Below are 22517 nucleotides of genomic sequence, written 5' to 3'. Positions count from 1 at the left end.
CAAAGAAGCGGACCAAAGAGGCAGCCGAACACGGTGAACCGAACGCCGCGAACCGAACGCGGTGAGAACTGTGCGAGCCTCAGCTCGCCATCTGGTGGGGCTCGGCCAAAAGGAGCAGCGCGGTCCGCAGTTCCTCGGGCGTCGCGCTCACCAGGCGGGGGCGGTTCGGGCGCACGCCGTCGTCGTGGCCAGGGCGGCGGGGCTCGGCGGCCCAGCGGTCGTTCTCGCCGAGGTGGCGAACGCGCCAGACCTTCCAGCCCGGGAACTCGCGCTCCAGGTCGACCCGGAATCTCTCGGTGAGCGAATAGGCGATGCGCTCGGCCATGCAGCCGCGCCGCAGCCGCGCCCAGGTCTGTTCGATGACGACGATCGCCGGGTCGCGGACGCTGACCGCGCGCCAGCCGCCCTCGGGCAGTGCGCTCACCCGGAAATCAGGGATCCGGTCGTGGGTCTCCACGTCCTGTGCCCTCCCCTGGCCGACCACGCTTCGCATCGCGAGCTCTTCATGCTTGCGTGGAAGCCCGGACCGGACTCGCACCACCGCAGTAGAGCTCGTTCACGACACGAAGTTAGTCCCCAGTCGGGGCGCTCACAACTGAAATGGAAAAGGTGCCGGAAATCTCTCCGCGACAGTAGAACGCCGGGAGAACAGCGGGTGAACGTCTCCGGAACGACCTCAGGCCACGGTGGCGAGCGTGGCCCAGACGACCTTGCCGCCCGTGGCGAGGGGCGTCCATCCCCACTCGTCACTGAGCGCCTCGATCAGGTGCAGGCCACGGCCGCTCTCGGCGAAGTAGTCCGGCTCCCGCACGGTGGGGCCCTGTTCGCTGGAGTCGGTCACCGCGGCCAGCAGCCAGCGCGGATGCCGGATGAGCACGAGCTGCGGAGGTCGGCGTGCGGCGGAACCGGCCGACGGCGGCGACGCGTGCCGCAGCGCGTTGGTCACCAGTTCGCTCGCGATCAGCGCCGTGTCGTCGTGCAGCGCGAGCAGGTTCCACTGGGTCAGCGTCCGGTGCGTGAACTCGCGCGCCACTCCGCACGAGATCAGGTCGGGAGACAGGACGCGCCGGACTATCTCTGGCTCACCGTCGAGCTGCGCCGGCCACGCGGTGTGCGCGGCGACCGACGCGAGCGAGTCGAGTGGGCTGGGGAAGCGAGAACTGATCATTGCGAACCCTCGGGGGCGTGAGAGGGATGGGTTCGGTATACGGCCATAATCCCCTTTGTCACGTGCACCTGCAAGCACATCTGCAAGGTTAGATGCACGTGCACGGCGATTCCACGGCGTGCCCGGTGCGGGGACAAGTCTCTCACTTGCAGGTGCAGGCGCAAGCACATCCGCAAGAACGTTCCACTGCAAGCACAGATGCACGTGCAGGACTTAGGATGTCGGTCAACCAAAACGGGAGGTGAGGACCATTCGGTTCTTCAACGGCATGCCGGCGTCGCAGTTGCCCGGCATCAGCTGGCGCAAGAGCCGGCACAGCAACCCCGACGGGAGTTGCCTGGAAGTGGCCGAGCTCATTGATGGAAATATTGCTGTCCGTAATTCGCGTCATCCCGAGGGGCCGGCGCTGATCTACACCCCCGCCGAGATCGCGGCGTTCGTCCTGGGCGCGAAAGACGGGGAGTTCGACGACCTCATCGGCTAGCGATCCGCACTCACCAGGGAGTGATCTCTGACTCCCGCACCCTCGAACGACCCCCGTGTTCGACGCCAGATTGAGCCCCTGACCTCCTCGTTCAGAATTTTTCGCGATTTCCCCAGCGATTGCATGACCGGCGCATGCGGCCTGAACTGGGGATCAACGAGACTCCGCCGGTGAATGCGTCACAATTCGGCAGACGTCCCTGTCCATTTGGTTGCCAAAACGCCTTCGAACAAGCCCCTTGGTCGTACCCTGAGTCGGTACGGCATCAATGAGCGGGCAACGCTGGGGGCGGCGAATCCCGAGGGGGAGGGCGCGTGAGCACCGTGCGCAAGAGAGAGGAAGCTCCCGTGGAGCGCTTGGTCGAGGTCGGCGAGCTGCAGAGCCTGGAAGGTCTGCACCGCCGCGGTCCGACGGTGCTCCGCATCATTCTCGGTGCCCACCTGCGCCGGCTGCGCGAGGCACGCGGTGTCTCGCGCGAGCAGGCCGGGTCGGCGATCCGGGCGACCCACTCGAAGATCAGCCGCCTCGAGCTCGGCCGCACCGGCTTCAAGCAGCGCGACGTCGCCGACCTGCTCACCCTCTACCGGATCACCGACGAGGAGGAGCGCGAGACGCTGCTCGCGCTGGCGCGCGACGCCAACCGGCCCGGCTGGTGGCACCTGTACAGCGACGTCATGCCGACCTGGCTCGAGGCCTACGTGGGCCTCGAAGAGGCCGCCGCGGTCATCCGTAACTACGAGGTCCAGTTCGTGCACGGCCTCATGCAGACGATGGACTACGCGCGCTCGGTCATCCTGCTGCGCCACGCCGACTCCCCCACCGACGAGGTCGAGCGCCGGGTCGAGCTGCGGATGCGCCGCCAGCAGTTGCTGCTGCGCGAGGACGCACCCAAGCTGTGGGTCGTGCTGGACGAATCGGCCCTGCACCGCGCGCTCGGCGGCCGCCAGGTCATGCGCGGCCAGCTGCAGCACCTGCTGGACCTGACCGCGCTGCCCAACGTCACGATCCAGATCGTGCCGTTCGCCTCCGGTGGCCACGCCGCCGCCGGCGGCCCGTTCACCATCCTGCGCTTCCCCGACCTCGACCTGCCCGACGTGGTCTACCTGGAACAGCTGAACAGCGCGCTCTACCTCGACAAGCGTTCCGACGTCGAGGACTACATGGGGACCATGGAACGGCTGTGCGTGGAGGCCGAGCCCGCCGACACGACCCCCGACATCCTCAACGCCATCCTCAGGGAGACCTGACCACAGGGAGCAGGTCTCCCTGACAACGGTCAGCGGCCGGCGAAGAAGGCGCCGTCCTGGGCGTCCGGCCGGCCCAGCGGGCGGACCACGCCGAGACCGAGCATGGTCGCGGTGCCCGGGACGTTGGCGAACGCGTCGACGCTGACGTACGCGCCTGGAGCTCCGGGAGCGCCTGGGAACGGGACGGTGGTCCAGCGGCCGGAGCGGAAGTGCACCAGCCGGTCGACGCCGCCCTTCATCCACAGCCCGCCTCGCCCGTCGGCCGAGAGCGCCGAGAGGTCGAACTTGTTGTTCGGCCCCGCCTGCCTGCTCCACTTGGAGCCGTTCCAGTGCAGGACGACGGGATGTTGTACCTCGTCGTCCCCGACCATCCTGATGTAGGAGCCGACGGCCCACACGTTCCGCGGCGACAGGGCCGTCACGCTGGAGAGCGAGAAGACCGCGTCCTTGGGCATCGCGATCCGCGGAAGCGTGGTGGGCTTCCACGACGTGCCGTTCCAGTGCAGAGCGATGGCGCCCTTGCCGTTGGTCCTGATGCCGACCGCCCAGCCGTTCTTGGCCGAGGTGAAGTGCAGCGAGTACAGCCGGCTGACACCCGGGACGGTGACGCTGCGCCACGTGCGGCCGTTCCATTGCCGCAGCTGCCCGCGGCCGGTGTAGTCGTCGACCGACAGCCACACGTTCGACGGCGACACCACCTCCGCGTCCCAGAGGTAGACGTCCTTGCGCTGGACGACCGACGCCGTCCACGCCTTGCCGTTCCAGTGGAAGGCCTTGAAGGCGGGCTTGCCGGAGGAGTCGTTGTCGCCGCCGAACGCCCACACGTTCTTGTCGGAGGTGGCGTCCAGGTCGGTGAACGACTTGTCGACGTGGGCGGGGAGCTTGACCCGGTGCCACGCGCTGCCGTTCCAGCGGAACAGGAGCGGCGTGCGTCCCGGCCAGATGAGACCGCCCGCCCACGCGCTCTTCTTCCCGGTGACCGCCAGCGCGCCGAGTGAGTCGTCGTGGCCCGGGACGCCCGTGCGTCCGGTCAGCTTCCATTTCTGCGGTCCGGGCTTGGGCGCCACAGGTGCGGCAGGTGCGGCAGGTGAGCCGGGTGCGACGACCGCCGCCTCCGCCAGGCCGCTCATCGAAGTGCCTGCCGACAGCACCAGCACCGTCAGCGCCGCTGTCCCGCGTCGTCTCATTGGGCTTCTTTCGTCCGAGTGAACTGTTCACATGCTGGACGGCCCACCGAAACCACCCGTTGTCCCGAGCCCGGGCCGAACCTGGCCAACCGAAAAGGGGCCCCGGCGGGAACTTTATCGATCATCGAGGAGTCCGACCTTCCATTTCGGCCACGGTCGGCGACTTCGCCGCAGGGACGGCGGCAGTCCGGGCTAGTCTGGCCTGGTGTCAGGTGAACGGCCTAAGCAGAGCGGGTTCGACCCGAGCATCCCGAATGTCGCCCGGATGTACGACTACTACCTTGGCGGCAAGGACCATTTTGAGGCCGACCGAATACGGGCCGACGAGGCGATCGCGGCCGACCCGACGCTGGTGACGCTGATCCGGGAGAACCGCGCCTTCCTCGGGCGCGCCGTACGGTACCTGGCCGCGCAGGGCATCGATCAGTTCCTCGACGTCGGCACCGGTCTTCCGACCCAGCAGAGCGTGCACCAGATCGCGCACGGGATGAACCCGGACGCTCGCGTGGTCTACGTCGACTATGACGGCCAGGTGGTGGCGCACGGGCGTGCCCTGCTCGCCGACGCGCCGGGCACCAAGATGATCCAGGGTGACCTGCGGCGCCCCCGGGAGATCCTCGACCACCCCGAGGTTCGCCGTCTTCTGGACTTCGACAAGCCGGTGGCGGTGCTGACGGTGGCGACGCTGCACTTCGTCCCCGACGAGGACGACCCGCAGGCCATCATGGCCGAGTTCCGCGACGCTCTCGCTCCCGGGAGCCACCTCGTCCTGACGCACGCCTCCGCCGACGGCGTCCCCGACGTGGTCGCCAAGGTGGTGGAGGTCTACAAGAAGACGTCCGCGCCCGGCACCCCGCGTACCAGCGAACAGGTGACGAACCTGTTCGGCGACTTCGAACTGCTCGAGCCCGGATTGGTCTGGGCCCCGCTGTGGCGCCCGGACCACCCGGTCGGCATGGAGGAGGCCAAGCGGGTCTGGTTCTACGCCGGCGTGGGCCGCAAGGCCTGAAATTAGACGCTATGTTGAATAGGGTCACCGGTTGAATCGAAGTCAATAGGGGGCACCTTGGCCACCGTGACCGGACCCGAGAAGGCCCTCACGGCGTCGGCCCCGGCGTCGACCGGGCGCGGCGAGGCGCGGCGCACGGCGATCCTGGAGGTCGCCGCCAGGCTCTTCGCCGACCGGCCCTACGACGTGCTGTCGATCGACGAGATCACCCGTGAGGCGGGCGTCGCCAAGGGGCTGATCTACTACTACTTCGGCAGCAAGCGCGGCCTGTTCATGGCGGTGATCGACCAGGCCGCGAGCGCGCTCAACGACCTCGCCGAGAAGGGCGAGCGGTCCGCCGACCTGTCCCCCACCGAACGGCTGATCCGCACGCTGGACGCCTACCTGTGGTGGGCCGAGACGCACAGTTCGGCGTTCCAGACCGTCACCAGCGGCGGCCTCGGCGTGGACGCCGAGGCGGTCGACCGCTACCGGCGGGTCCGGCGCCGGCTGCTCGGCGCGATGTCGTACGGGCTGGTCGGCTCGCGCGACCCGCGGCCGACCCTGCGCGTCGCGCTGGACGGCTGGCTGTCGTTCGTCGAGGGCGCGACGGTGTCGTGGCTGGAGACCCGCGACCTCACCCGCGAGGAAGTGCGCGACCTGGCCGTACGGGTGCTCGGCGGCACGCTGCAGGCGGTCGGAGCCGCAGACCCCGACTCCGACCGGCCCGCCTAGTACTCATTCAGTCGGCGCGAGCGTGACCTCGACGGTGAGGTCGGCGTTCGCCTCCTCCAGCGCGAGGTCGGCGATCCGGCCCGCGGCGGTCAGGTCGTTCCGCGCGATCCGGCCGACCTCGGCGCCGCGGACGAGCGCCCGCGACACGTCGGCGCGCATCGACGCCTTCGCCTCCGACTTGGCCTTGCGGACCTGGCGCAGCGCCTCGGCGGTCGCGGCGAGCACGGCCGGGTCGCCGCCGGTCGGCAGCTCATCGGTGTCCGGCCAGGACGCGCGGTGGACCGAGCCCTCGCGCCACCACGACCAGACCTCCTCGGTGACGTACGGCAGGCTCGGCGCGAACAGCCGCAGCATCACCGACAGCGCGGCCCGCAGCGCCGCACGCGCCGACTGGGCGGCCGCTCCCTCGCCGTACGCGCGGGTCTTGACCAGTTCCAGGTAGTCGTCGCAGAACTCCCAGAAGAAGCGCTCGGTGCGCTCCAGCGCCCGCGTGTAGTCGTAGCCCTCGAACGCCTTGGTCGCGTCGCCCACGACACCGGCGAGCGCGGCCAGCATCGCCAGGTCCAGCGGCTCGGTGATCTCGGCGCCGGCGTCCACCTCGCCGAACCCCAGAACGAACTTGGAGGCGTTAAGGATCTTGATGGCGAGGCGGCGGCCGACCTTGATCTGGCCGGTGTCGAACGCGGTGTCGGTGCCCGGCCGCCCGTTGACCGCCCAGTAGCGGACCGCGTCGGACCCGAACTCCTGCAGGAGCGCCATCGGCGTGACGACGTTGCCCTTGGACTTGGACATCTTCTTGCGGTCGGGGTCCAGGATCCAGCCCGACAGCGCGACGTCGGTCCACGGCAGCGAGTGGTGCTCCAGATGCGCGCGGACGACGGTCGAGAACAGCCAGGTGCGGATGATGTCGTGCGCCTGGGGCCGCAGGTCGTAGGGGAAGACGCGGCCGAACAGGTCCGGGTCGTGCTCCCAGCCGCCCGCGATCTGCGGCGTCAGCGACGACGTCGCCCAGGTGTCCATCACGTCAGGGTCGGCGACGAAGCCGCCCGCCTTGCCGCGCTGGTCCTCGGTGAAGCCGGGCGGGACGTCCGAGGACGGGTCGACCGGCAGCGACGCCTCGGCCGGGACGATCGGCTCGTCGTAGAGCGGCTCGCCCTCGCCGTCCAGCCGGTACCAGACCGGGATCGGGACGCCGAAGAAGCGCTGCCGCGAGATGAGCCAGTCACCCGCCAGTCCCTCGACCCAGTTCTCGTACCGCGCCTGCATGTAGCCGGGGTGCCAGGACAGCTGGCGGCCGCGCTCCAGCAGTTCGTCGCGCAGGCCCGCGTCGCGCCCGCCGTTGCGGATGTACCACTGGCGGGTCGTGACGATCTCGAGCGGCTTGTTGCCCTTCTCGTAGAACTTGACCGGACGCGAGATCTTGCGCGGCTCGCCGTCCAGGTCGCCGGACTCGCGCAGCAGCTCGGCGACGCGCTCCTTGGCGGAGAAGACCGTCTTGCCGGCGAGCTCGTCGTACGGCGAGGCCGGGACGCCGGCGGGCGGGTCGGCGACCAGCCGCCCGTCCCAGTCGATGATCGCGCGCGTCGGCAGGTTCAGCTCGCGCCACCAGGTGACGTCGGTGATGTCGCCGAACGTGCAGATCATCGCGATGCCCGACCCCTTGTCGGGCTCGGCGAGGCGGTGCGCGACGACCGGGACCTCGACGCCGAACAGCGGCGTGCGGACGGTCGTGCCGAACAGCTCCCGGTAGCGCTCGTCGTCGGGGTGCGCGACCAGCGCGACGCACGCGGGCAGCAGCTCGGGACGCGTCGTCTCGATGTAGACCGGCCGGTCCTCGCCGTGAAAGCGGATGCGGTAGAACGCGCCGGAGTGCTCGCGGTCCTCCAGCTCGGCCTGCGCGACCGCCGTGCGGAACGTGACGTCCCACAGCGTCGGCGCCTCGGAGTGGTAGGCCTCGCCGCGCGCCAGGTTGCGCAGGAACTCGCGCTGCGACGCGGTCCGCGACTCGTCCCCGATGGTCGTGTAGAGGTGGTTCCAGTCGACCGACAGGCCGACGCGGCGCCACATCTCCTCGAACGCCTTCTCGTCGACCGCGGTGAGCCGCTCGCACAGCTCGATGAAGTTGCGGCGGCTGACCGGCAGCTGGCGCTTGGCGTCCGGCTTCTCCGGCGGCTCGAAGCCCGGGTCGTACGGCAGCGACGGATCGCAGCGGACGCCGAAGTAGTTCTGGACGCGGCGCTCGGTCGGCAGCCCGTTGTCGTCCCAGCCCATCGGGTAGAAGACCTCGCGGCCGCGCATCCGCTGGAAGCGCGCGACGGCGTCGGTGTGGGTGTAGGAGAAGACGTGGCCGACGTGCAGCGACCCGCTGACCGTGGGCGGCGGGGTGTCGATCGAGTAGACGTCGGCGCGCGGGCGGGTCCGGTCGAAGCGGTAGGTCCCGGCGTCCTCCCAGGCGCGTACCCACTTCTCCTCCAAGCCGTCCAGTGAGGGCTTGGCGGGGACGTTCGGCGTACGCGGCTGTTCTGTCATGCGTCAATGGTATTGACATCGCCACCGTCCGCAGGCCAATTAATCACCGCCCGGGGCACCCCGGCCGCATTCACCGGCGAGTCCCGGGTACGCCGTTCCGGTAGCGTCGTGGTCAGCCTGGATTACTGGAGGAACAGACGATGGCGGACAAGGGCGACTTCGGCTGGCGCATCATGGCGGGCGCCGCGGCCTTCGCCGGTGGCTTCATCGCCAAGAAGGCGATCACCGTGGCCTGGAAGAAGAGCACCGGCAAGGAGCCGCCGACCCACCCCGAGTCACCCGAGGTCGCGCTCACCGAGGCGATCGGCTGGGCCGTGATCATGGGCGTCGGCATGGAGCTCACCCGGCTCCTGGTGACGCGGGCGGCGGCCAAGCAGTGGGCCAAGGGCACCGGCGAACTCCCCGCGCAGCTCAAGGCCGACGTCTGACGGAGGATCTTGACGGCCTCCTATTAGATGGGGGGTCCAGTGCTTGCTGCGGCAAGCACCTGCGTATCGTGGTCGATTCCTGGCGATGCGAAGGGATCGACCACGATGCTGCCGTTCAAGCTCCCGTACGAGGACGAGCTGAAGGCCGAGCGCTTCCGGATGATCGAGACCCTTGACGGTCTCTCTGACGACGACTTCGACGCCGGCGTCACCCTGTGCAGCGAGTGGGCCCCGCGCGACGTCCTCGGGCACGTGATCGGTCTCGACTACTTCTGGAAGTCGTACCTGCCGTACGGCACCCGCATCAACGCGGCCAACCAGGCGCAGGCCGACCGGGCCCGCGCGGTGTCCCGCGAGCGCCTGATGGAGTGGGCCCGCCACTGGGCCGCCAACCCCAGCACCACCAGCCGCCTCAGCGCCGGCATCCTGCTCGGCGACCTCGGCGTTCACCACCAGGACGTGATCCGCGGCCTCGGGCTGGAGCGCGAGATCCCCGACACCGTCGCCACCGCGATCTTCCGCGAGGGGCTTCAGCTGAGCATGTGGATGAACCGGCGGACGATCCGGCACCGCCTGGTCCCCACCGACGGTCACCGGCCGATCGCCTTCCCCGGCGCCAAGGCCGAGGCCCGGGGTACCCGCGAGGCCTTGGGACTGTGGCTCACGGGCAGGGATTCTGTAACTTCCGAGCTCATCTTTTCCTGAAGATCGGTTCAGGTCCTCACGATGGGGTCAGCTTTCGAGCGGCGGGCGTTCCCCGGGCAGCGGGAACGGGGTGACGTCCAGGTCTCCCTCCCCGTCCACGGCCCCGCCCGACGTGCCGCGCAGGTCCTTGCGGATCTCGGAGGCGAGCTTGCGCGTGGCGGTGCGGTTCAGGGCCGCACCCGCGGCCGCTCCGGTGAGGAACGGCCCCATCGTGCTCAGGCTGCGCCCCATCGTGCGCAGCAGGCGCTTGCGCAGAGCGACCTTGGCCGCCGAGCCGAGCGCGTTGGTGAGGGACCCCGATTCCAGCGGGTTGATCCCCCGGCGCCGGGCCCAGGCGGTGAGGAACGCGGCGCCGCGCACGGTGCCCGAGCCCTCGACCCGGACCCCGTACACCTCGTGCAGCTCGGCGATCATCTTGACCTCGATCGCCGCGACCACGAGGGTCTCGGCGGCGAGCTGGGCGGGCGCGGACAGCAGCAGCGGCGGGGCGGCGAACTCGACCGCCGCCAGCGCCCCGCCGGCCGCACCCACGGCCGTGGTGCCATGACCGGCCACCCGCACCACGCTCTCGGCCAGCTCCTCGCCGGTCAGTCCGTGGTGATGGGCGCTCAGCGTCTCCAGGTCGCGGATCGGGATGTGCGGCGCCGCCGCCATCATCAGCTCCGCGAGCCAGCGGCCGCGCGCGTAACCCGAGGCGCCCGCCCGGCGTGCGCTCTGGCCGATCAGTCGGGCCAGACGCCGGAGCAGGCGGCCACGGGTCTCGCGGTCCATGTCGTCGTCGCCCGCGGAGAGCCGACCGATCAGCGTGCCGATCTCCTCGGCTGACGCGTCGGCTCCCTCACCGGCGACCCGTTGGTCGTCGCCCTCTCGTTCCAGGTCTCCCGTCACCGCGCCCCCTTGTCAGGCGGCGCACTCGCGGCAGATCGGCTGGCCGTTCTTCTCCTTGGCCAGCTGGCTGCGGTGGTGCACCAGGAAGCACCGGCTGCAGGTGAACTCGTCGGCCTGACGAGGGACCACCCGGAAGGTGAGCTCCTCGTTGGACAGGTCGGCGCCCGGAAGCTCGGCGACCTCGCCGGCGTCCAGGTCCTCGTCGATGATGCTCGCGGCCTTGTCGGCCCGCCGAGCCTGGAGCTCCTGGAGGCTGTCCTCGTTGAGGTCGTCGTCTGTCTTACGTGGGCTGTCGTAGTCGGTCGCCATCTTCTATCTCCATCCCCCTCAGTCCTTTATGCGCCCCGTCGCGCGGATCTAACGCTCGGGAGACCGTTCTTGTGCCCGATCCGGGCGGGAAATTCTGTCACGGGCAGTGGCCTGTGACACACAAGGCGCGACTGATCCCATCGGTGACACCCATCACCCCAGACCAACCCCCCGATATGTGTCATATGTCACAATCCCGATCGGGTATCCCGGACTGAATCAGGGCCGAGACGCCCCACCGGGGCATCCCGCGGCGGCGGGGATCATATCGGTCCGGGCGGCCTTGCGCTCGCCGACCGGCCCACCGACCCAGGAGGGCGTCCTACCCGGGTCCGCCGGAGGCGAACCAGACGCTTCGGTGAAACGTCAGAACTAACGCGATATCGTGCCCGCCTGAAGGTTGGGGCGGGCCCCTGCCAGGGGGCGGCCGGCATGCAGTGCCGGAGGAACGTCCCGCGGGGGCCGGCGACCACCACCATGCGGGTCTTCACTGTGGGTCACTGGAGGGTCAGATGCCGGATGCCGCTCCCCTGGAGCCAGGCGATCCCCGAGCGCTGGGTCAGTACGAGGTCGTCGGGCGTCTCGGCGCGGGCGGGCAGGGCGCGGTCTTCCTCGGCAAGTCCGCCGGCGGCGAGTACGTCGCCGTCAAGCTGCTGCACGCCCAGATGGCCACCGACCCCTCCGCGCGCGCCCGTTTCTCCCGCGAGGTCGCGGCGGCCCAGAAGGTCGAGCCGTTCTGCACCGCGCGGGTGATCGAGGCCGACGTCCAGGGCGACCAGCCCTACGTGGTCAGCGAGTTCATCGACGGCCCGTCCCTGCACGACGTGGTCGCTCACGACGGCCCGCGCGGCGCGGCCGAGCTGGAGCGGCTGGCGATCGGCACCGTGACCGCCCTCGCGGCGATCCACGAGGCCGGCATCGTGCACCGCGACTTCAAGCCCAACAACGTCATGCTGGCCTCCGACGGCCCGCGGGTGGTCGACTTCGGCATCGCCCGTACGGTCAACTCCCAGGAGAGCGCGGTCACCGCGACCGGCATGGTCGTCGGCACCCCCGGCTACCTGGCCCCCGAGCAGCTGACCGGCGCCCCGCTCACCCCGGCGGTCGACATCTTCGCCTGGGGCGCGACCATGGTGTTCGCTGCGACCGGGCAGTCGCCGTTCGAGGCCGACACCCTCCCGGTGATCATCAACCGGATCCTCAATGAGGAGCCGGACCTGTCGGCCCTCCCGGCGGGCCCGCTGCGCGACCTGGTCGGGCGCTGCCTGTCCAAGGACGCGGGCCTGCGGCCCCCGGCTCCGCAGCTGCTGTTCAACCTGCTCGGCCACGTGGGCGCCGCGCCGTCCAACCCCTCGGCGGGCCAGGAGGCCCTGCTCAACCAGGGCACCCGGATCGCCGCCCAGATGCCCGCGCCGCCGCAGGTCCCCCCGGTGCGGCAGCACACGCCCCCGCCGCAGCCGATCACGCCTCCCCCGATGCCGATGGGCGGCGGCCCGCACACCCCGCCGCCGCAGCCGATCACCCCGCCGCCCATGCCGATGTACCAGGGCGGCATGCAGCAGCCTCCGCCGCCGCCGCAGATGGTGGCGGGCGGCGGCTACCCGCCACCGCGCCCGCCGCAGTACGGCCCGCCGCCCCGCCAGGGCGGCAGCAACACCGGCGCCGTCGTCGGCATCGGCTGCGCCGTGCTGGCGGTCATCGCGATCATCGTCGTGATCGTCGTGATCGCGGTGAACGCGGGCGACGACAACCCGACGCCGCGGCGCTTCACCTACTCGCCGACCTACACCTACAGCCCGCCGTCCGGCCTGCCGTCGTCGGGCACGATCGGCGACGGCCTCACCGGCATCTACAAGGGCTACGGCAACCAGCCGAACGCCGGCACCGGGCGCACCAGCTTCAAGGCCAACTTCTACTTCTACGGAACGCGCGGCAGCGCGATCTACACCTACACCGACACGCCCGCCTGCTTCACCTCGCTCAGCCTGCTGAACAAGGACGGCGACAAGCTGATCTGGCGCGAGACCTCGACCTCCAGCGATCCGTCGCGGTGCGCCAGCGGGTACATCACCTTCACCCCGACCGCGAGCGGCGCGACGGCGCGCTGGGAGTGGCGCCCGACCCAGTCCACGGCCTCGGCGACGGCGTTCGGCACCGTGGTCAAGAACTGACCGGAGACCCCGACACGAACTGACCGGAGACCCCGAAAGGACTCCATGGCGGTCCTCCCCCTGCGTCCCGGCGACCCCGACCGGCTGAGCGGCTACACGCTCATCGGACGGCTCGGCGTGGGCGGACAGGGAACGGTGTTCCTCGGCGAGGACGACGACGGCGGCCGCCGGGTGGCGATCAAGCTGATGCACGCCGCGTTCACCGACGACCCGCGGGCGCGGTCGCGGTTCGCCGCCGAGCTGGCGGCGGCCCGGCGGGTGGCGCCGTTCTGCACGGCGCCGATCCTGGACTCCGACGTGGACGGCGACGCGCCCTACATCGTCAGCGAGTTCGTGCCGGGCCGGCCGCTGTCGACCGTGCTCAGGGAGGACGGGCCGCGTTCGGGGGCGGCGCTGGACCGGATCGCGGTCGGCACGATCACCGCGCTGGCCGCCATCCACCAGGCCGGGGTCGTGCACCGCGACTTCAAGCCGCACAACGTGATGCTGGCCGCCGACGGCCCGCGCGTGATCGACTTCGGGATCGCGCGGGCGCTGGACGCGACGACGGTGTCCGGGCACGCGGTCGGCACGCCGTCCTACATGGCGCCCGAGCAGATCTCGGGCGACGAGGTCGGGCCGCCCGCCGACGTGTTCGCCTGGGCGAGCACGATGGTCTTCGCGGCCACCGGGCGGCCACCGTTCGGCAACGACACGATCCCGGCCGTCATGCACCGGATCCTGCACATCGAGCCCGACCTCGGCGGGCTGGAGGGGCGGCTGCGCGAGACCGTGGAGCAGTGCCTGGCCAAGGATCCGGCGGGCCGGCCCACGTCCCACCAGGCGCTGATCCGGCTGCTGGACCAGTCGGGGCCGGTGCCCGCGCCGGCGGTCGCCCTCAACCGGGGCGCCGTCGCGGCCGCCGAGAACGCACCGGCGAGCCCGGCCAAGCCCGAGGAGTCCGACGGCGGGCTCACCGAGCCGCGCGACACCACCCACCCCGTCGCACGCCGCAAGCGGATCCCCCGGCCGGTCTGGGCGGGCGGCGCCGCGCTGGTCGCGCTCGCCGTGGCGGCGGGCGCCGCCGCCTGGGTGCTGTGGTCCGGCGACGGCGGCGGCCAGGACGGCCCCAAGAAGCCCGCGGCCGTGATCGGGCGGACCGGCGGCGAGCTGACCATGGCCCTTCCCGTGGCCGGGACCGACTTCCGGTTCGATCCGGCCGAGGCCCGTTCCGGCAGCGAGCGGACCGTCGCCGAGCAGCTCTCCACCGGGCCCGCCGAGCTCGGCACCGACGGGCGGGTGCGGCCCGCCCTGGCCACGGCGATCAAGCCCTCGGCCGGCTGCTCGGCCTGGGAGCTCACGCTGCGCCGGGACACGGCGTTCAGCGACGGCACGAAGGTCGACGCCGCCGCGTTCGTCCGTGGCTGGAACGCCGCCGCCCGGGTCGGGAACGGGCCCGCCGCCACGGCGATGCGCGACATCAAGGGCTACGCCGAGGTCGCGGGCGGCGACCGTACGACCATGTCCGGGGTGCGCGCCGCCGGTCCGGGCACGGTCGAAGTCGCGCTGAGCTCCCCGGACTGCGAGTTCGACAAGCGCCTGGGCGACCCGGTCTTCGCACCGGTCCCGAAGAAGGACGCCGACCGCGTCGGCACCGGTCCCTTCAAGATCGAGTCGTATGACAAGGGGAAGCGGCTCGTGCTGGCCCGCAACGATCGCTGGGCCCTCGGCCAGGCGCGCCTCGACCGCGTGATCATCGACCTGGACTCGTCCACGACCGCCGACACGATCTCGGCGTTCCAGGCGGGCAAGTACGGCTTCTCCCCGGTCGGGTCGGGCGAGGAGGCGCTCGCCCGCTCCCGGCTCCCCGAGGGCGACCGCCTGCTCAACCGCCCGATCGGCGCCGCCACGTACCTCATCCCGATCACCGCGCGCGGGCCGCTGCGCACCCGCGAGGCGCGCCTGGCCGTCTCGTACGCGCTTGACCGGGCCGAGCTGACCGACAAGGCCTACAACGGCCTGAGGGCCCCCGCGCCGGGTCTGGTCCCGTCGGCCCTCCCCGGGTGGGGGACGCAGGCTTCCGGTGGCTCAGCGGCCGCCTGCGCCTCATGCGTGCGGCAGAACGTGGCCGAGGCGCGGCGTCTGGCCAAGGCGGGCGGGCTGGCCCCCGGCACCACGCTGAGGCTGATCGTTCAGGGCGAGATGAACGCGGCGCACTGGGCCCCGCTCGTGCAGCGGCAGCTCGACCGGGTGCTCGGCCTGAAGGTCGTCATCGAGAGCGAGGAGTCCATGGCCGAGTGGAAGGCGGCCATGATGGCGCCGGACGCCTCGGGGCTCGGCTCGTCCGGTTACGGCGCGCCCTATCCGACGGCGTACGCGTTCCTGCACCCCACGCTCGGCGGGGACCAGATCCCCTCGGCGGACGGCGGCGGCGAGGGTTTCAACCTGTCCCAGTGGAGCAACGCCAGGTTCGACGCGACGCTGGCCCGCGTCCCGCGCGCCACCGACGAGCAGACCCGCCTCGGTCTCGCCCGCCAGGCGGAGAAGATCGCCCTGGACGACATGGCGCTGATCCCGCTCTGGAACACCCGCAAGACGGCCCTGGCCGACCGGTCGTTCGTCGGACTCGACCTGGACTTCGAAGGCGTCCCCACGCTGGCGGGCGCGGCCCTGCGCTGAGACTCAACCCGCTTTCGCGCACCAGTCAGGCCGACCTCACACGCAAGTAATATCGGGCGACATGTCCGTCCTCCCCCTCCGGTCAGGTGATCCCGAGCGCCTCGGCGCGTACGGGCTCGTCGCCCGGCTCGGCACCGGCGGGCAGGGAACGGTCTTCCTGGGCGAGACCACCGACGGCGTCCAGGTCGCGATCAAGCAGCTGCACGCCCAGTTCAACGACGACCCGCGCGCCCGCGCCCGGTTCGCCGCCGAGCTGGCCGCCGCCCAGCGCGTCGCGCCGTTCTGCACGGCCTCGATCCTGGACTCCGACGTGGAGGGCGACGCGCCCTACATCGTCAGCGAGTACGTGCCCGGGCTGCCGCTGTCGACGGTCGTCAAGGAGGAGGGCCCGCGCACGGGGCCCGGGCTGGACCGGATCGCCGTCGGCACGATCACCGCGCTCGCCGCGATCCATCAGGCGGGCATCGTGCACCGCGACTTCAAGCCCGCCAACGTCCTGCTCGGCCCGGACGGCCCGCGGGTGATCGACTTCGGGGTGGCGCGGGCGCTGGACGCGACCACGGTGTCCGGCCCGGCGGTCGGCACGCCGTCCTACATGGCGCCCGAGCAGATCTCCGGCGACGAGGTGGGCGCGCCCGCCGACGTCTTCGCCTGGGCCAGCACGATGATCTACGCGGCGACCGGGCGTCCGCCGTACGGCAAGGACAGCATTCCGGCGGTCATGCACCGCATCCTCTACCTGGATCCCGATCTCGGCGGCGTGCAGGGCTCGTTCAGCGACCTGCTGGAGCGCTGCCTGGCCAAGGAGCCGGGCGAGCGGCCGGCCTCGCAAGAGATCCTGATGGCCCTGCTGGACCAGTCGGGCCAGGTCAGAGGACCGAACGCGCCCGCCACGGCCGGGGCGATGCTCAACCGGGGCGCCCTCGCGGCGAGCACCGAGCACGCCGACCCGGCGCCCGACGGCGTCACGTCGGCCGAGCACGAGGACCGGACGAGGTCGATCCCGCCGCGGCGGCGCAGGTGGGTCCTGCTGGCCGGCTCGGCGGCGGCGGTCCTGGCCGTCTCGGCGGGCGGGATGGCGCTCGCCATGAGCTCGCAGGACGACACCAGGCGGCCCCCGGCCAAGATCGGCGGGACGCTGATGATGATGGTGCCGTCGGAGGGCGGCCCGCCGGAGATCGACCCGGCGCGGGTCGAGGGGGTGGCGGGCAAGTCGATCGTCCGGGCGCTGTTCACCGGGCTGGTCGAGGCCGGGCCGGACGGCCGCGTTCAGCGGCGGCTCGCGACCGCGATCACGCCGAGCGACGGCTGCCGGGCCTGGGACATCGCCGTACGGCCTGGCACCACGTTCAGCGACGGGTCGCCGGTGGACGCGGCGGCGTTCGTACGCGGCTGGAACCGTGCGGCCAAGGACCGCAAGGGCCCCGCCGCCGAGGTCATGGGCGGGATCAAGGGGTTCGGCGCGGCCCGGTCCGGGCGGGCGGCGGCGATGCGGGGCGCACGCGCCTCGGGGTCCTCGATCCGGGTCGAGCTGGACTCGCCGGACTGCGAGTTCGACCAGCACCTGGCCGACACCGTGTTCCTGCCCGTGCCGCGGACCGCCGGTCCGCTGTGGGGCCGGCACCCGGTCGGGAACGGCCCGTTCAAGATCGCGTCGTACGAGCGGGGCGAACGGATCACGCTCGACCGCAACGACCGGTGGGCGCTCGGCCGGGCCCGGCTGGACCGCGTGGTGGTCACCACCGCCGGGGAGACCTCCGCCGACGGGATCTCGGCGTTCCAGAACGGCCGGCTCGGCTTCACCCCCGTCGCGCCCGGCGACGAGGCGCTCGCCCGGTCCCGGCTCGGTGCCGGTGATCGTCTCCTGGAGCGCCCGGCCGCCGCCTCCGCCTACCTGGTGCCGATCACCGCGCGCGGCCCGCTGCGGACGCGTGAGGCGCGCCTGGCGGTGTCCTACGCGCTCGACCGCGCCGAGCTGACCGACAAGGCGTTCAACGGGCTGCGGAGCACGGCGACCTCGCTGATCCCCGCCGCGCTGCCGGGGTTCGGCAGCGGCGGCGCCTGCGCCTCGTGCCTGCGTCAGGACCCCGCCGAGGCCAGACGGCTCGCGGCCCAGGCAGGACTGAAGCCCGGGACCAGACTGAAGCTGCTCATCACACGGACCGACGTCGCCACCGCGTGGGCTCCCCTCGCCCAGCGGCAGCTGAAGCGCGTGCTCGGGCTCAAGCTCGACATCCGGATCAAGCCGTCCACGGCGGCGCTGACCCGGACGATGGCGGCGCCGGGCGCGTCCGGCCTGGCCGCCTACGGCCATTCGGCGGGCCACCCGTCCGCGTACGCGTTCCTGCACCCGATCCTTGGCGGCGGGCAGAGCGAGAACTACTCCGCGTGGCGGAACGCCGACTTCGACGCGGCGCTGGCCCGGGTGCCGGGCGCGGCCACCGAGGCCGAACGGGTCGGGCTGGCCCGCGCGGCGGAGAAGATCGCCCTGGACGACATGGCGCTGATCCCGCTGTGGGACACCCGCCGGACCGGGCTGGTGTCCAAGCGGTTCACCGGCCTGGACCTGGGCTTCGACGGCGCCCCGACCCTGGCCACGGCCTCCCTGCGCTAGGGCCCGCCTGCGCTAGGGCCCGTGGAGCGTCAGCCGAGCGGGAGGCGGACGGTGACGATCAGCCCGCCGCCGGTCCGGGGCGTGGCGTAGACCGTGCCGCGGTGCGCCCGCACGACCGAGCGGACGATCGACAGCCCGAGGCCCGCGCCCTTGGCCGACTCGACCCGGTCGGAGTTCAGCCGGCGGAACGGCTCGAACAGCCGGTCCACCTCGTAGGCGGGCACGACCGGCCCGGTGTTCTCCACCTGGACCGTCGCGTAGCCGTCCAGGACCCCGGTGCGGACCCAGACCTCGCCGCCGTCCTCGTTGTGCTTGATCGAGTTGTCGACCAGGTTGCCGACCAGGTGCTCCAGCAGCACCGGGTCGCCGAGCGCGATCCCCGAGGTCAGCTCGCGGTGCACGGTGACCTCGTTGTCGTGGTCGCGCCGCTCGGCGTGCTCCAGCACGGTCGCGGCCACGTCGGCGAGGTCGACGGCCGTACGGGTGGTCAGCTCGCGCTCGCTGCGGGCCAGCAGCAGCAGTCCCTCGATCAGCCGTTCGTGGCGCGCGTTGGTGGCCAGCAGCGTCTTGCCGACGGCCTTCAGGTCCGGCGAGGCCTCGGGGTCGCCGAGCGCGACCTCCAGCAGCGTCCGGTTGATCGCCAGCGGGGTGCGCAGCTCGTGGGAGGCGTTGGCGACGAAGCGGCGCTGGGAGTCGAAGGCCTGGCTGAGCCGCTCCAGCATCGCGTCGAAGGTGTCGGCCAGCTCCTTGATCTCGTCGTCCGGGCCCTCCAGCGCGACCCGCTCGTGCAGCGCGCTCTCCGACAGCCGGCGGGCCGTCGCGGTCACCCGCTGCAGCGGGCTGAGCGCCCGGTCGGCGACGAAGTAACCGAGGACCAGGGCGATGATCCCGACCCCGGCGAGCGCCAGCAGCGACCGCCCGACCAGCTGCCGCATCGTCGCCTCGACGAAGCTGTGCTGGACCTCGGCCATCTGGTCGTCGGTCAGGCCGGGAACGAACAGGTGGATGTTGCCCAGAATGTTGGCGACCAGGATCGACATCACCAGGAGCAGCAGGCCGCCCGCCAGGAAGAACAGCAGCCCGTACAGCACGGTGAGGCGCAGCCGCACGCTCACCCGGCCGGGCAGCGCGCGCAGGTCCGAGGCGATCGACGAGCCGCTGCGCTTGGGCCCCTTGCGGCCGCCTCCGTTCGGCGGGCCGACCATCAGCGGCCCGGTCTCCTCGAACCCGCCGGTGTCGGGCGCCGCCGGCACCGGCTGCGTCGACTGCGCCTGAGCCGACTGCGCCTGCGCGTCACCGGCACGCGCCTTCGCCTCACCCGCGCGCACCTGCGGGTCGTTCGCGCGCGTTTGCGGGCCGGCGCTCTCGGCCGGGTTCGGGGCGCTCACAGGCGGTACCCCACACCCGGCACGGTCTCGATCACCGCCGGGTCACCGAGCTTCTTGCGCAGCGTCATCATCGTGACGCGGACCACGTTGGTGAACGGGTCGATGTGCTCGTCCCAGGCCTTCTCCAGCAGCTGCTCGGAGCTGACCACGGCACCGTCCGCGCCGAGCAGCACCTCCAGGACGGCGAACTCCTTGCGGGTCAGCTCGATCGGCTGCCCGTCCCGCAGCACCTCGCGGCGGGCCGGGTCGAGCGTGATCCCGGCGCGTTCCAGCACGGGCGGCAGCGGCGCGGCGGCGCGCCGGCCGAGCGCGCGCACCCGGGCGATCAGCTCGGCGAACGCGAACGGCTTGGCCAGGTAGTCGTCGGCGCCGATGGACAGGCCCTCGACCTTGTCGTCCAGCTCACCGGCGGCGGTCAGCATGATGATCCGCGCGGGGTAGCGCTGCGCGACCAGCTGCTTGCAGACGTCGTCGCCGTGCACCTTGGGCAGGTCCCGGTCGAGCACGATCACGTCGTAGTCGTTGACGCCCGCCCGCTCCAGGGCCCCCGCCCCGTCGTAGGCCACGTCCACGGCCAGCGCCTCGCGGCGCAGGCCGGTGGCGATCGCGTCGGCGAGCACCCGCTCGTCCTCGACGACTAGAACACGCACTCCGTCCCCCTATGAATCGGCCCCGAAGACCCACTGTCAGGTATCGCACGAGGCCCGTAAGACCCCCGTAAGCCCCTGATCAGGATGGCCCTGATCAGCGGTCTCATCGACGCCCTGCGTACACCTCGAATTACCGCTTTGGAACAGGTTTACCTTCAGCGTAGGCGTGGGTACAGACGGCTCGATCCGGGAGGAGGCCCATGGGCGAACTGTCACGCACGATCAGGGAGCGTCTCGATAGCGCGTACGAGTCGCTTCGCCACGCCCACGCCGACGGCGACACCTACCTGGCTGACATCCGCCAGGAGGAGATCAAAGAACTACGCCGGATCGCGGCGAACCACGACATAGGCGTCGAACCACCCCGCTGCGATTAGTCAGGACGCCTGAGAAAGCACCATCGTCGGGGAGACCCGGGGCCCACCGCCCCGGGTCTCTCCGTCGTTTCAGCCGTCTTCGTCGTTCAGTCGCGGGCGGGGTCCAGCGGCTTGAGCAGGTCGTGCAAGGCCTCGAAGGTGCCCGGGCCTGCGGCGATGGTGATCTCCGGGCCGGGGGCGGCGCCGCTCAGGCCCTCGACGCGGCCGCCCGCCTCCTGCACGATGAGCGCCCCGGCGGCGATGTCCCACGCCTGCACGCCGCGCTCGTAGTAGGCGTCGATACGGCCGGCGGCCAGCGAGCACAGGTCAACGCAGCACGAGCCGCCCCGCCGGAGGTCCCGGACGTTGGGCAGCACGCCGGTGAGGACCTTCGCCTGGTGGGCGCGGCGTTCCGGCGCGTAGCCGAAGCCGGTGCCCACGAGGGCCTGCCCCAGCGGGACGTCCGCGTTCACCCGCAACTGCCGCGCGCCCGTGGCCGTGTGCAGGAACGCCCCGCCGCCCCGTACGGCCGTGTAGGTCTCGCCGCGCCGCGGCATGTCCACGACCCCCGCGACCGCGACGCCGTCCACCTCGGCGGCGATGCTCACGGCCCAGTCGGGCAGGTCGTAGAGGTAGTTGACGGTGCCGTCGATCGGGTCGATCACCCAGCGGACCGGGCTGCCGTCGCTGCCGGCGCGGGTGCCGCCCTCCTCCCCCAGGAAGGCGTCGCCGGGCCGGACCGTACTGATCCGGTCGATGATCAGCTTCTCGGCGGCGCGGTCCATCTGGGTGACCACGTCGGTCGGGCTGGACTTGGTCTGGACGACGTCGGGCCCGTCCGCCGGGCGGTCGTCGACCAGCATCCGGCCCGCCTCGCGCGCGGTCGCCAGCGCGAGTTCGAGCAGTTCGTCGGCCTGGACGGTCATTGGTTCCCCCTCGTACAGCAGCCTGCCGGGCAGCGGTCGGGTCGCGGTCCGAGCGCGCCCAGCGCCGGCCGCTCGCCACCGCCGTCGCCGGTCTCCTCCGCGTCCTCGCGTTCGAGCAGCAGTTCACGGACCATCGACACGAACCGCGGATGGTGGCCGGGCGTCGCAGCGCGCTCGAACGCCAGCCCGAGCTCGGCGGCCCGGTTCGAGGCCTCGACGTCCAGGTCGTACTTGACCTCCATGTGGTCGGAGACGAAGCCGATCGGCACGTTCACCACCGCCCGCACGCCCTGGCCGGGCAGCGTGTCCAGGTGGTCGACGATGTCGGGCTCCAGCCACGGCTGGCTCGGCGGGCCGCTGCGGCTCTGGTAGACCAGCGCCCACCGGTGGCCGGGCGCGGCGCGCTCGGCGACCAGCGCGGAGACGTCGTTCAGCTCGGCGTTGTAGCGCTCCTGACCGGGCTGCGACAGCGGCACGCTGTGCGCGCTGAACGCCAGGTGCGCCTCGTCGCGCAGCTCGGCGGGCAGCCGGTCCAGCGCCGCGCGGGCGGCCTCGACGAACGGCTCCACGAACCCCGGGTGGTTGTAGTAGATCCGCAGCTTGTCGATCTCCGGGGCGCCCGGCACCTCGGCGCGGGCGCGATCGATGTCGTCCAGGTACTGGCGGCAGCAGGAGTAGCAGCTGTAGGCGGAGGTGACGAACGCGGCGGCGCGGCGGATCCCGTCGTCCTTCATCCGCCGGACGGTGTCGGCCAGGTAGGGATCCCAGTTGCGGTTGCCCCAGTAGACCGGCAGGTCCACCCCGCCGGCCTTGAAGTCGGCCTCGATCGCGGCCTTGAGGTCGCGGCACTGCTGGTTGATCGGGCTCACGCCGCCGAAGAGGTGGTAGTGCTCCCCGACCTGCTCGAGCCGCTCACGCGGGATGCCGCGGCCACGGGTGACGTTCTCCAGGAACGGGATCACGTCATCGGGCCCCTCGGGCCCGCCGAAGGACAGCAGGAGCAGCGCGTCGTACGACGTCATGACTCCATCCAACCAGCCGCGGCGCCATGGTCTGGATCACCCCCGGCGGCGGGTCGGACGCGGG

Annotated in this window: 20 protein-coding genes; 10 read left to right on the top strand and 10 right to left on the bottom strand. The window is 71.6% G+C overall.

What is annotated here, in order from left to right; genetic code table 11:
* Window positions 1-79: 79 nt before the first annotated feature.
* Together J4573_RS43020 and J4573_RS43015 are read right to left on the bottom strand one after the other, a co-directional pair.
* Entirely contained in the window at window positions 80-493 is a 414-nt protein-coding gene (locus J4573_RS43020) for a hypothetical protein (protein ID WP_208261962.1), read from the bottom strand.
* Window positions 494-676: 183 nt separating this feature from the next.
* Window positions 677-1168, bottom strand: coding sequence for an ATP-binding protein (locus tag J4573_RS43015; RefSeq protein WP_208261961.1), 492 nt, complete (start codon window positions 1166-1168; stop codon window positions 677-679).
* Window positions 1169-1436: 268 nt separating this feature from the next.
* Between J4573_RS43015 and J4573_RS43010 the strand changes: the two genes are divergently transcribed.
* On the top strand, window positions 1437-1652 hold the full coding sequence (locus tag J4573_RS43010; RefSeq protein WP_208262095.1) for a DUF397 domain-containing protein: 216 nt from the start codon (window positions 1437-1439) through the stop codon (window positions 1650-1652).
* A gap of 347 nt (window positions 1653-1999) precedes the next feature.
* Window positions 2000-2899, top strand: coding sequence for a Sco1979 family transcriptional regulator (locus J4573_RS43005; RefSeq protein ID WP_372443013.1), 900 nt, complete (start codon window positions 2000-2002; stop codon window positions 2897-2899).
* A 29-nt stretch (window positions 2900-2928) separates the two neighbouring features.
* Here J4573_RS43005 and J4573_RS43000 read toward each other — a convergent pair whose 3' ends face one another.
* Entirely contained in the window at window positions 2929-4086 is a 1158-nt protein-coding gene (locus J4573_RS43000) for a hypothetical protein (RefSeq protein ID WP_208261960.1), read from the bottom strand.
* Between the two features lie 205 nt (window positions 4087-4291).
* On the opposite strand from J4573_RS43000, the gene J4573_RS42995 reads away from it, so the two are divergent.
* Window positions 4292-5095 carry an SAM-dependent methyltransferase gene (locus J4573_RS42995; RefSeq protein WP_307797373.1) on the top strand — a complete coding sequence of 268 codons (804 nt, stop codon included), beginning with the start codon at window positions 4292-4294 and terminating at the stop codon, window positions 5093-5095.
* Between the two features lie 66 nt (window positions 5096-5161).
* Entirely contained in the window at window positions 5162-5809 is a 648-nt protein-coding gene (locus tag J4573_RS42990) for a TetR/AcrR family transcriptional regulator (protein WP_208261959.1), read from the top strand.
* 3 nt (window positions 5810-5812) lie between these two features.
* Here J4573_RS42990 and valS read toward each other — a convergent pair whose 3' ends face one another.
* Window positions 5813-8338, bottom strand: a complete 2526-nt coding sequence (gene valS, locus J4573_RS42985) for a valine--tRNA ligase (RefSeq protein WP_208261957.1) — start codon at window positions 8336-8338, stop codon at window positions 5813-5815.
* A gap of 140 nt (window positions 8339-8478) precedes the next feature.
* On the opposite strand from valS, the gene J4573_RS42980 reads away from it, so the two are divergent.
* On the top strand, window positions 8479-8766 hold the full coding sequence (locus tag J4573_RS42980; RefSeq protein WP_208261956.1) for a DUF4235 domain-containing protein: 288 nt from the start codon (window positions 8479-8481) through the stop codon (window positions 8764-8766).
* Between the two features lie 105 nt (window positions 8767-8871).
* Window positions 8872-9471: a maleylpyruvate isomerase family mycothiol-dependent enzyme gene (locus J4573_RS42975; RefSeq protein ID WP_208261954.1), complete on the top strand. Its 600-nt coding sequence runs from the start codon at window positions 8872-8874 to the stop codon at window positions 9469-9471.
* A gap of 27 nt (window positions 9472-9498) precedes the next feature.
* Here the strand turns inward: J4573_RS42975 and J4573_RS42970 are convergent, their stop codons facing one another.
* Both J4573_RS42970 and J4573_RS42965 read right to left on the bottom strand, forming a co-directional pair.
* A complete protein-coding gene (locus tag J4573_RS42970; RefSeq protein WP_372443011.1) occupies window positions 9499-10359 on the bottom strand; it encodes a hypothetical protein in 861 nt (286 codons plus the stop codon).
* Window positions 10360-10371: 12 nt separating this feature from the next.
* Window positions 10372-10668 (bottom strand): DUF4193 domain-containing protein, encoded by a 297-nt coding sequence (locus J4573_RS42965; RefSeq protein ID WP_208261953.1) that lies wholly within the window; start codon window positions 10666-10668, stop codon window positions 10372-10374.
* Window positions 10669-11180: 512 nt separating this feature from the next.
* Between J4573_RS42965 and J4573_RS42960 the strand changes: the two genes are divergently transcribed.
* The 3 genes from J4573_RS42960 (at window position 11181) to J4573_RS42950 (ending at window position 18111) form a co-directional block, all read left to right on the top strand.
* Entirely contained in the window at window positions 11181-12839 is a 1659-nt protein-coding gene (locus tag J4573_RS42960; RefSeq protein ID WP_208261951.1) for a serine/threonine protein kinase, read from the top strand.
* A 45-nt stretch (window positions 12840-12884) separates the two neighbouring features.
* Window positions 12885-15497, top strand: a complete 2613-nt coding sequence (locus J4573_RS42955; protein ID WP_208261949.1) for an ABC transporter substrate-binding protein — start codon at window positions 12885-12887, stop codon at window positions 15495-15497.
* A gap of 61 nt (window positions 15498-15558) precedes the next feature.
* On the top strand, window positions 15559-18111 hold the full coding sequence (locus J4573_RS42950; protein WP_208261947.1) for an ABC transporter substrate-binding protein: 2553 nt from the start codon (window positions 15559-15561) through the stop codon (window positions 18109-18111).
* A 29-nt stretch (window positions 18112-18140) separates the two neighbouring features.
* On the opposite strand, the gene J4573_RS42945 is transcribed toward J4573_RS42950, so the two are convergent.
* Together J4573_RS42945 and J4573_RS42940 are read right to left on the bottom strand one after the other, a co-directional pair.
* Window positions 18141-19499 (bottom strand): sensor histidine kinase, encoded by a 1359-nt coding sequence (locus J4573_RS42945; protein ID WP_307797371.1) that lies wholly within the window; start codon window positions 19497-19499, stop codon window positions 18141-18143.
* Window positions 19496-20149, bottom strand: coding sequence for a response regulator transcription factor (locus J4573_RS42940; protein WP_208261946.1), 654 nt, complete (start codon window positions 20147-20149; stop codon window positions 19496-19498). The genes J4573_RS42945 and J4573_RS42940 overlap by 4 nt, the downstream gene beginning before the upstream one ends.
* Window positions 20150-20349: 200 nt before the next feature.
* Here J4573_RS42940 and J4573_RS42935 point away from each other — a divergent pair, with 200 nt between their 5' ends.
* Window positions 20350-20526, top strand: a complete 177-nt coding sequence (locus J4573_RS42935; RefSeq protein WP_208261945.1) for a hypothetical protein — start codon at window positions 20350-20352, stop codon at window positions 20524-20526.
* An 86-nt stretch (window positions 20527-20612) separates the two neighbouring features.
* On the opposite strand, the gene J4573_RS42930 is transcribed toward J4573_RS42935, so the two are convergent.
* Entirely contained in the window at window positions 20613-21431 is an 819-nt protein-coding gene (locus J4573_RS42930) for an inositol monophosphatase family protein (protein ID WP_208261944.1), read from the bottom strand.
* Complete coding sequence (locus J4573_RS42925) at window positions 21428-22453, bottom strand: ferrochelatase (RefSeq protein WP_208261943.1); 1026 nt, start codon at window positions 22451-22453, stop codon at window positions 21428-21430. Before J4573_RS42925 ends, J4573_RS42930 begins: the two co-directional genes overlap by 4 nt.
* Between the last annotated feature and the right edge of the window lie 64 nt (window positions 22454-22517).

The sequence above is a fragment of the Actinomadura barringtoniae genome (assembly GCF_017573505.1).
In the GTDB taxonomy this organism is placed as follows: domain Bacteria; phylum Actinomycetota; class Actinomycetes; order Streptosporangiales; family Streptosporangiaceae; genus Spirillospora; species Spirillospora barringtoniae.
The sequence above is the reverse complement of the archived record's forward strand: the minus strand, read 5'-3'. Positions and strand labels throughout refer to the sequence as shown.

Bases quoted from the DNA above. Each gene is read 5' to 3' on its own strand.
- J4573_RS43020 (WP_208261962.1), bottom strand. From the start codon at position 493: ATGCGAAGCGTGGTCGGCCAGGGGAGGGCACAGGACGTGGAGACCCAC.
- J4573_RS43015 (WP_208261961.1), bottom strand. From the start codon at position 1,168: ATGATCAGTTCTCGCTTCCCCAGCCCACTCGACTCGCTCGCGTCGGTC.
- J4573_RS43010 (WP_208262095.1), top strand. From the start codon at position 1,437: ATGCCGGCGTCGCAGTTGCCCGGCATCAGCTGGCGCAAGAGCCGGCAC.
- J4573_RS43000 (WP_208261960.1), bottom strand. From the start codon at position 4,086: ATGAGACGACGCGGGACAGCGGCGCTGACGGTGCTGGTGCTGTCGGCA.
- valS (WP_208261957.1), bottom strand. From the start codon at position 8,338: ATGACAGAACAGCCGCGTACGCCGAACGTCCCCGCCAAGCCCTCACTG.
- J4573_RS42980 (WP_208261956.1), top strand. From the start codon at position 8,479: ATGGCGGACAAGGGCGACTTCGGCTGGCGCATCATGGCGGGCGCCGCG.
- J4573_RS42975 (WP_208261954.1), top strand. From the start codon at position 8,872: ATGCTGCCGTTCAAGCTCCCGTACGAGGACGAGCTGAAGGCCGAGCGC.
- J4573_RS42965 (WP_208261953.1), bottom strand. From the start codon at position 10,668: ATGGCGACCGACTACGACAGCCCACGTAAGACAGACGACGACCTCAAC.
- J4573_RS42960 (WP_208261951.1), top strand. From the start codon at position 11,181: ATGCCGGATGCCGCTCCCCTGGAGCCAGGCGATCCCCGAGCGCTGGGT.
- J4573_RS42955 (WP_208261949.1), top strand. From the start codon at position 12,885: ATGGCGGTCCTCCCCCTGCGTCCCGGCGACCCCGACCGGCTGAGCGGC.
- J4573_RS42950 (WP_208261947.1), top strand. From the start codon at position 15,559: ATGTCCGTCCTCCCCCTCCGGTCAGGTGATCCCGAGCGCCTCGGCGCG.
- J4573_RS42935 (WP_208261945.1), top strand. From the start codon at position 20,350: ATGGGCGAACTGTCACGCACGATCAGGGAGCGTCTCGATAGCGCGTAC.
- J4573_RS42930 (WP_208261944.1), bottom strand. From the start codon at position 21,431: ATGACCGTCCAGGCCGACGAACTGCTCGAACTCGCGCTGGCGACCGCG.
- J4573_RS42925 (WP_208261943.1), bottom strand. From the start codon at position 22,453: ATGACGTCGTACGACGCGCTGCTCCTGCTGTCCTTCGGCGGGCCCGAG.